Annotated in this window: 2 protein-coding genes and 1 pseudogene; all 3 read right to left on the bottom strand. The window is 33.1% G+C overall.

What is annotated here, in order from left to right; all coding sequences use genetic code 11:
• Window positions 1-444, bottom strand: a pseudogene (locus tag AC6F8J_RS14265) (hypothetical protein); the annotation flags it as partial.
• Window positions 445-778: 334 nt separating this feature from the next.
• Window positions 779-1594, bottom strand: a complete 816-nt coding sequence (locus AC6F8J_RS14260; RefSeq protein ID WP_500724298.1) for a DUF6273 domain-containing protein — start codon at window positions 1592-1594, stop codon at window positions 779-781.
• Between the two features lie 462 nt (window positions 1595-2056).
• On the bottom strand, window positions 2057-2333 hold a 277-nt coding region (locus AC6F8J_RS14255; protein WP_500724297.1), incomplete at its 5' end, for a hypothetical protein.

The following is a 2333-nucleotide window of genomic DNA, read 5'->3' as shown; positions in this document are numbered from 1 at the left end:
ATCCTTAAATGCTTTGTCCGCTGTAATCGTAAACATATCTTTCTTAAGCAATGATTTTATCGGTCTTTCTATATGAATAGAATCCATAAAAATGACACATCTTTGATCTGCAACCCACCACAAGTAAGGTTCACCGTTTGTAGAAAAAGGTAGTATTCCCTGTTTGGTAGCTTCAACTATTCTCTCAACAGATAAATCTCCACCGTAGGCTAATAAGTAAGCGATTGGTCCAAATTTGATTTTTTTATTCCCTTTTTGGATAGATGGAAATTTAATGTCTTTATTAAGTTTTACCACTCTTCCTTTGTACTTATATAATTCCGGAAAATGCTTGCACATAGCTTTGTTAGATTTTTCACGAATTTTTCCTATTTTTTTACATATTGGATCCGGAAGTACATATTTAATCCCTGCAATAATCCTGTTGTTTTTCACTGTATTCATAACTTTTTGCCTCCCCCGATAGATTATCTATGTTTGTGTCTTTCATAAAATTATAACATAGTCTTTTTATGTTTTCTACTAAGTCCTTTGTCATATTTTCTAAAGGATTATACATTCATGAAATCAAGTAGTGAACAGTCCCAATGGTTACTAGATGGTTCCTTGAAATAATGATGATAAAAAGAGGGTACAAACATATATATGTCTGTACCCTCTTCTACTTTATTATTTAATTTTGTTGCTATTAAGCGAGCCGGATGAACCGTCCTCTTGTTTCTTTTTTTATTGATAACAACTACGGTGATACCTTTATTTTTATAAAATTACATTGAACTTATTCAATAACATATACAGTTTGTCCACTTACTACGTTATCACTTTGTGTGATTCTAGTATCCTTTTTCATACAAAATGCCGGTCGAACTCCACTATCTATATCTGCACTTCCCACTCCTGCTCCTTCACCTATCGTAATTACAGTATATGTCTCCCAAGTTGCAGATGTACGTGTCCAGTAAGCTGATTTCTCACCATTTGGTAAATCTGCAATGCGTCGGGTATAATCGTCTTTAAAATATTTCAAAGTATTTCCCTCAGCAACACTTGCTCTAGATTCCGGACCATCTAACTCCTTAAGAGATAAGAGAAATACTTTTCGCGAAATCGTCGCTGATATTTCGCCTGTAACGCCTAAACTGCTCTTATCAGTTATTACTATGGTGCTGTTTACAATTGAATCTTTAACAGACTGGTCAAATGTATTGAAAAATTCTGTATTTAAATATTTATCAATGCTACTGTCTTCATAATAACCGCCGTTTTCATAGCTTGCCCACATATGGCTTTCATTTTCGTTGAATGGCATTGTCTCGGCCAATAAGTATTTTCTAAGTAATAACACATTTCCATCATAATCAGATGTAATAACTAGATACGGTTCAAAGATATTATCCTCCTTGATATACACGAGATAATCTTCATTCGAATTTTCATCATATGCTATTGATTCAATTGTTTTCTTATCATCTTTTCCTATTTGTAATGGCATATGGCTACAACCTCCAAGAAATAATGAAGATGTAATAAAAATGACATAAAAAATAAATACTGGTCTTCTAAATTTACAAATATTAAACTTTTTAAATTTCATAAAATCACCATTAATGATAACGCCAGAGTATGGAACATTATACCTTTCGCTAACTTTCTTGATTGTATTTCGATAACCAACAGGTGCACTAATAGACACATTAGAATTCAAAATTTCAATATTTATTGGATTGGTTAGCTATTGTACATAGCTTTCTATCACCCTTTTTATCCTTTTTATCATAGCATAGCAATATTGCCTCAAATAGTAAAGTATTATTTATTTTATTTTGTATTTTTTAATTTTTTATTGTAACTATTTACATAAATGGGAATTATTGTAAATGCAGATCGAAAAGCTCTGGTTCTTATATGTGGCCTCCTGAAGTTGCTAGTAGAAAATCAGGACCTAAAAAAAGGGTACAAACATATATATGTCTGTACCCTCTTCTACTTTATTATTTACTTTTGGTGCTACCTAGTGAGCCGGAAGAACCGTCCCCCTGGTTGGTCACCTGGTTGATTAGTCGTTTCTTGCCATTCTAAGATATGAATCATATCTTTCTTTAGCGTCTTTCTCAGCTTTAACAAATAATCTCTTTGCTTGATCTGGGAAAGTTTTTTGTAAGGATGTATAACGCACTTCTCCAAGTAAGAAATCTTGGAAGTCTGTTGAAGGCTCTTTTGAATCCAATGTGAATGGGTTCTTTCCTTCTTTTACAAGCTCAGGGTTATATCTCCATAAGTGCCAGTAACCTGCATCCACTGCTTCTTGCTCTCTAAGTTGTGTTTTACCCATG

This window comes from Petrocella sp. (genome assembly GCF_059865615.1).
The sequence above is the reverse complement of the archived record's forward strand: the minus strand, read 5'-3'. Positions and strand labels throughout refer to the sequence as shown.